The organism is Acetobacterium bakii, from assembly GCF_001263355.1.
GTDB lineage: Bacteria > Bacillota > Clostridia > Eubacteriales > Eubacteriaceae > Acetobacterium > Acetobacterium bakii.
This window is the reverse complement of the sequence record NZ_LGYO01000051.1, coordinates 3,056-9,713: the sequence shown is the minus strand read 5'-3', so window position 1 is coordinate 9,713 and position 6,658 is coordinate 3,056. Positions and strand designations below refer to the sequence as shown.

General features: G+C 42.5%; 7 protein-coding genes. 6 read left to right on the top strand and 1 reads right to left on the bottom strand.

Annotation, left to right across the window (positions count from 1 at the left end):
* Positions 1-24 precede the first annotated feature (24 nt).
* A complete protein-coding gene (locus AKG39_RS16655; RefSeq protein WP_050741533.1) occupies positions 25-675 on the bottom strand; it encodes a TetR/AcrR family transcriptional regulator in 651 nt (216 codons plus the stop codon).
* Positions 676-1,086: 411 nt separating this feature from the next.
* Here AKG39_RS16655 and AKG39_RS16650 point away from each other — a divergent pair, with 411 nt between their 5' ends.
* The 6 genes from AKG39_RS16650 to AKG39_RS16625 all read left to right on the top strand — a co-directional run bounded on the left by AKG39_RS16650 (position 1,087) and on the right by AKG39_RS16625 (position 6,577).
* A complete protein-coding gene (locus AKG39_RS16650; RefSeq protein WP_050741532.1) occupies positions 1,087-1,455 on the top strand; it encodes a TnpV protein in 369 nt (122 codons plus the stop codon).
* Positions 1,456-1,472: 17 nt separating this feature from the next.
* A complete protein-coding gene (locus AKG39_RS16645) occupies positions 1,473-1,766 on the top strand; it encodes a DUF3795 domain-containing protein (protein WP_083439635.1) in 294 nt (97 codons plus the stop codon).
* 109 nt (positions 1,767-1,875) lie between these two features.
* Positions 1,876-2,076 (top strand): YjfB family protein, encoded by a 201-nt coding sequence (locus AKG39_RS16640; protein ID WP_050741530.1) that lies wholly within the window; start codon positions 1,876-1,878, stop codon positions 2,074-2,076.
* A gap of 115 nt (positions 2,077-2,191) precedes the next feature.
* Positions 2,192-4,333: a clostripain-related cysteine peptidase gene (locus tag AKG39_RS16635; protein WP_050741529.1), complete on the top strand. Its 2,142-nt coding sequence runs from the start codon at positions 2,192-2,194 to the stop codon at positions 4,331-4,333.
* A 286-nt stretch (positions 4,334-4,619) separates the two neighbouring features.
* The gene (locus AKG39_RS16630) at positions 4,620-5,324 is read left to right on the top strand and encodes a TrmB family transcriptional regulator (RefSeq protein WP_050741528.1); all 705 of its coding nucleotides are present in this window, start codon (positions 4,620-4,622) and stop codon (positions 5,322-5,324) included.
* Complete coding sequence (locus AKG39_RS16625) at positions 5,321-6,577, top strand: diaminopimelate decarboxylase (protein ID WP_050741527.1); 1,257 nt, start codon at positions 5,321-5,323, stop codon at positions 6,575-6,577. The genes AKG39_RS16630 and AKG39_RS16625 overlap by 4 nt, the downstream gene beginning before the upstream one ends.
* Positions 6,578-6,658: the final 81 nt, after the last annotated feature.

Sequence of the window (6,658 nt, the reverse complement as noted above, 5' to 3'; positions counted from 1 at the left end):
GTTACACCCTCTTTTTTTAATGAATTATTTCCAGAGAAAATGAATCGGCTCACAGTCAATGGTTTTAGCGATTTGAATGCCCTTATAAAGAAGGGTGGTAACAGCATGCTGGTCGATGCCCAGCATCCGTGGAACAATGCCGTTTAATAAAAATACCACATCGTCAACCGAATCATCAAGGGGTTTTTCAAAATAATTCAGGAAGTAATCCCGCCGCCCGCCAAAATCGATGAAGAGAAAGTTATCAAATTCTTTTTCACTGATGACGAGATGATATTCGTCAATGTAACGGCGGTAGGTGTTGCGAATAAAGTCACCGGCAATTCGATAGTTTGATTTCTTTTTTAAGATTTCATAGTAAAAACGCCGGTTATTATCATCGCTGAGGATGCGGTCAAAATATATGCGGCTCAATACGACGTGATGAAGGATGGAATTTTCAAGTCCCTTGATATTTAATTCATTGAGGTAGGTGTCGATTTGTTTATAGTATTCCAAATATATTTCTTGTACAATTTTATCCTTTGTTTTGAAGTAATAGGTAAAAAGGCCAATGGGTGTATCGGCCGTTTCAACAATATCTTTTATTTTTGTTTTTTCATAGCCCTGGGCATAGAAAATTTTTTTTGCGGTTTGATAAAGATGATTTCGTGTCTGAATTCCTTTTTCGTACATCCTATTCTCCTTAATTGTTTGTAATATTAAAGATACCACATTTTAAGTGTTGGAACAAGGATGTAAAGCAAAATATTGTAATTAATTGATTTTTATTAAATTCGCCTTGTGACGGTCATTTTATCCCTGGCTTTAGGCGATGCGAAGGATGCTTATCAGGAGTATAATATGGAGAGCCAGGGGCAAGAAATGCGATTGGATTTAATAATATTCAAAATTTGATAATTTTTATAAATTTAATTTTTTTGATATCATGATACTTAAATAAACTTAAAATTGGATAAATTTTTATTTGCGGTTATATTTGGGTAATAATAGAGCGATTGACAAAAACGCTTCTCATTGAGGCTGAGAAAATACGCACGACAGTTAAAGTGAAAACCTGCAGATTCAAATTAAAGGAGAAAAAAAGTGAATCAAAACACGTTCAAAGCTTTGGAATCAGAGAATCATCTTGATGAAGAGTATCAGGAAAGGAATTTCAAACTCTTAACCCAAACGAGACGGGGAGTCGGGATGTACGAAGAGCTGCGATACAATTATCTGAAAGAAAATAAGCAAGAGCTATTCAGTGAACTCTTTTTTCAGGGCAAATTGAATGAACATCTGGCAGCCGTGGAACAATCAGCCCGGAATCGATTGGATCAGATTATCCGCTGTCTGCTCGTAAAACATCCGGCTCCTGATAAGAACGCAAAACCCCTTTCATGGGCACAACATATGAATAAGATGACGGCAGCGGCGAGGGAGATCGTCATTCAGGAACTCATTTACAATTAAAGAGGTGAAATTTGGTGATGGAAGAAAAACTCATTGCGCCATGCGGGATGAATTGTGGGGTCTGCGTCAGTTATCTGGCCATGAAAAATGATCTGAAGAAACAGGGCTTTAACAGAAAGTACTGCGCCGGATGCCTGCCCCGGGGTAAAAACTGCACCTTCATGAAAGATCACTGCGATCTTCTGGGGAAGGGTCTGGTGCGGTTTTGCTATGAGTGCGGAGAGGCAATAAGCTGTCATAACGGACTGTGCCTGAATTGTGATCTCGAAAAGCTGCGCCAGAATAAAAAGTACCGCTGGGATGAGGAGTAGAAATCACAGATAAAACCCATACAATACTAAAAATTATACTTGTATTTATTGATAAATGATATACAATTGTAATAATATAAACTATGTCAATTGTAAAGGTGGAATCAAGATGGATATTGCAGCCGTTTCGATGGGCTTAAACCAGATGCAGGTTTCCCAACAGGCCAGTATATCAGTAATGAAAATGGCCATGGAAACTGGAACAGAACAAATGACAGATATGGTAAAAATGGTGGAAACCAGTTCGGTGCCCATGTTAAATAACTCCCCAAGCCCCTATATTGGTAGAATTTTAGATATCACAGTTTGAAAAGGATCCGCCCGATTTTTATCGGGAGGATCCTTTTTTCTGACAGAAGCAGCAAATTATTATATAATAAATGACAGTAAACAGCAATATTATGAAAGCAGAAGAGGGTTGCAAAATGAAAAGAAAATTACTGGTGTTAATCGTTGTTCTGACGATGATTATGGCTCTGACCGGCTGTTCGGATGATATCGGAGGGGTCAGCACCCACACAAACAAAGGTCTTGATACCTCCCTCAAACGGAGTACGGATATGGTTGTTGATACTAACGGAACCTTGAACATCCAGCGCCTTGCAAGAACTGAAACTACAAAAATGGGGGCCTCCGGCACCTGGACCATTTTTGTTTATATGTGCGGTTCCGACCTGGAAAGCGAGGAGGGACTGGCAACCATGGATTTACAGGAGATGCTGGATGCCTCAAAATCCGATAAATTAAAATTTATTGTTCAGACCGGGGGCTCAAACGCCTGGGACAACGATCTTGTAAATGACTCCAGGATGCAGCGTTTCGTTATTCAAAATCAGGAAATAGAAGAGGTCGATGACACCTCACTCTCAAACATGGGCAGTGCGGAAACTCTGGCAGATTTCCTTGTCTGGGGCGTCGAAAATTATCCCGCCGAAAAGATGGGTCTGGTCTTCTGGAATCACGGCGGCGGCAGTATTACCGGAGTCTGCTTTGATGAGCAGAATGACAGCGACAGCCTTTCGCTCATCGAAATCGAAAATGCCCTGACCTCGGTATGTCCGAACATGACCGATTCTTTTGAATTTATCGGTTTTGACGCATGTCTGATGGGAACTCTGGAAACCGCCAATGTCATTGCCCCTCATGCCCGGTATATGTACTCTTCCGAAGAACTGGAGCCCGGTTACGGATGGGATTATAAGGCTATTGCCAATTATATCGGGGCAAATCCCACAGCCAGCGGCGCCGATCTCGGAGTGGTGGTGGTGGATTCTTTTTATGACGCTTGTGTAGCCATTGACAGCGGCGATGAAGTCACCTTGTCCTGCATTGATCTTTCTAAAATAGATGCGCTTGTCTACGCTTTTAATGATGTCGCTGAGACCATGTACCATTCCACGGACAACACTGCCATTCTTTCAGGTATGGTCAAAGGCATTACATCCGCTGAAAACTATGGGGGAAACAATAAGTCTGAGGGTTATACCAACATGGTGGACCTCGGTTCCATTCTGAAAAATGTTTCGGTTAATGTGGCCGGTACCGATCAGGTGCTGTCTGCATTGAAGGACTGTGTCACTTATATGAAAAACGGCACTAACAAATCCGACTCCAATGGACTGGCCATTTATTACCCATTGTCGATTCAGGGTTCAGAAGAGCTGTCAATTTTTAAGGACGTCTGTGTCAGTCCCTATTATATGTCTTTTGTGGATAAAATGGTTTATGCCAGTGACACTAACGGTACTTTTGATAATTACAGCGATGTCGACTGGCTTGGCGCAGATTCTATTTACTGGAATGACAGCTATGTGGCAGTCGCCGGTGCGGATTATTGGTCAAATCTTGATGATTCAGCCACAGCAGACTATAACTTCAGTGAAGAAGAGACGGCAATTTCCTTTTCGGTTCCGCCAGCCCTTAATGCCGAGGGCATGTACGGATTCACCATAGCTCCGGATACACTAAACTATGTGGATGCGGTTTACTGCGATGTCTTTGTGGATTCCGGAGATGGTGAAACCCTGATTGAGTTGGGACTGGATGACAATATCACCTCCGACTGGAGCACAGGTTCATTTGAGGACAATTTCACCGGTTACTGGGTTGCTCTTCCCGACGGTCAGCCTCTGGCGTCCTACATCGTCGAACAAGGCGATAACTATAACATTTATACCTCACCGATTATGCTCAATGATGTGGAGACCAACCTCCGAATTCGACTGGATTATGTGAGTGAGGAAGAGTACACCATAAAAATTATTGGCGCCTGGGACGGCATCGATGAGGAAACCGGTCAGTCCGCAAAAGAGATTACCAAGCTTAAGAAGGGTGATATTATCACGCCCATGTATTATTCCTACAATCTCAGTAATGACGAAGAAGGGATGTATATCGGGGATGAGTATGTCTTTGACAATGACCCCGTTCTCTATGAAGAACTGCTGGCCGAAGGGGATTATTATTACTCATTCCAGATTGATGATATCTTCGGAAGCTCGCTCTACACCGATTTTGAAATTTTCTCCCTTGACGCCGACGGCGGTATTTATTTTTATGAAGAATAATTTACAATAAAATTGTCGACAGTCTCAAGTAGCGATAAAATAGAAACGTAAGTCCTGGGGACAATCGTAACATCAGTTGTCGGCATCATGGCGAACAGGCAGCGCTTGTCCGATCATGCAGCCGACAACGATTTACCATTGTCCCTAGGACATGCTTGTCTACAAACCCCGGTCACCATTGATTAATGGTGACTTTTTTTATTTGAAGATTGACAAAAAATTAAATCTACTGTATAGTATTACTAAGCAGGAACACTATAAAAAACTAATAAGGACTGATACGTTTATGGATATCATAGAACGATTGACACAGTTTGACCTGACCCGGCATGAGGCTGCCATCTATTTAACCCTCATTTCGGAAGGCGCTTTGAATGGCTATGAGGTTGCCAAGGCAACTGGCATTGCCAGGTCCAATGCCTACACATCCCTGGCTTCGCTGGTGGAAAAGGGCGGGGCATTTGTAATTGAAGAAGCGACCATTCGCTATACACCGGTTCCCATAGAGGAATTCTGCGAGAATAAAATCAGAAAACTTCAGGAATCAAAACTGGATCTGATCAAAACCATGCCTGAAAAAAGAGCTGTGGTTGAAGGATACATTACCATAAAAGGCGAGAACAATATTCTCAATAAGCTGCGAAATACGATATTAGAGGCAAAAGAGAGGGTATATCTTTCAGTATCCGGTCAAATACTGGAATCCATCCTCCCTGATATTGAGAACGCCTTAGCCAAAGGCATCAAGCTGGTGATTATCACCAACGGACCTTTTCGATTGGCAGGCGCCACCGTTTATATTACGGAACAGCCACTCCAGCAGATCCGGCTGATTGCCGATTCAACCAATGTGCTCACTGGCGATATCAACAATGGGGAACACTCCACCTGTTTGTATTCGCAGAAGCAGAATCTCGTTGATTTGTTTAAAGACTCCATGAAAAATGAAATAAGACTCATTGAAATAACGAAAGGAAATAATAAATTATGAAAAAGACATTTGTTAGCTATGAAAAATTAAAAGAAATTGTAAAGGACTATCCAACACCATTTCATCTCTATGACGAAAAGGGCATCCGGGAAAACGTCCGCCATCTTCAGGAGGCATTTTCATGGAATAAGGGTTACAAAGAATACTTTGCAGTAAAAGCCACTCCCACACCGGCAATACTCCAAATTCTAAAAGAAGAAGGTTGCGGTGTCGATTGCTCATCCTACACCGAACTGATAATGTCTGACAAGGTGGGGTTTAAAAATGATGACATTATGTTCACTTCAAACGTCACCCCAAAAGAAGACTTTGTGCTGGCTCGAAGCCTTAATGCAACCATTACCCTTGACGATATCACCCACATTAACTTTCTCGAAGAAACAGCCGGAATCCCCGAAACAATCAGCTGCCGCTTTAATCCCGGCGGCGATTTTGTAATCAACAATGCCATTATGGATACCCCTCAGGATGCAAAATATGGTTTTACTAGAGAGCAGATGACCGAGGGTTTTAAAACACTCATTAGTAAGGGAGTCAAGCATTTTGGAATCCATGCATTTTTGGCCAGCAACACCATTGCCAATGAATACTATCCAGCCCTGGCAAGAATACTTTTCGAAACCGCGGTTGAACTGCAACGGGAAACCGGTGCCCATATTCAATTTATCAACCTTTCCGGCGGCGTAGGGATACCCTATCTGCCCGATCAGGACGCTACCAATATTTACGAGGTCGGCCAAGGTGTCAAAAAAGCATTTGACGAAATCTTAGTCCCAGCGGGAATGGGTGATGTATCTATTTTCACAGAACTGGGACGATTTGTGCTGGGACCTTTCGGTCATTTGGTATCAACGGTCCTTCACGAAAAACATACCCACAAAGAATATATCGGCCTTGATGCCTGTGCTGCAAACCTCATGCGTCCGGCCATGTACGGAGCCTACCACCATATTACCGTCATGGGTAAAGAGAATGAACCCGATGACCACATTTATGACGTCACCGGCGGCCTGTGTGAGAACAACGATAAGTTTGCTGTTGACCGAAAACTGCCAAAGATAGACATCGGCGATTTAGTCGTCTTACATGATACCGGTGCCCATGGTTTTGCAATGGGTTATAATTACAACGGCAAGCTGCGCTCCGCTGAAATTCTGTTAAAAGAAGACGGAACAACCGAACTGATTCGCCGGGCAGAAACCCCGGACGACTATTTTGCCACCCTGGACTTTTCGAAATGGTCTAAAAAATAAGCAGGGCTAAATTTAACACAAATATTTATAAAAGAAAACTAGATTGCTTTGATGTCAGTTTCACAAACAATTTTGTAACGT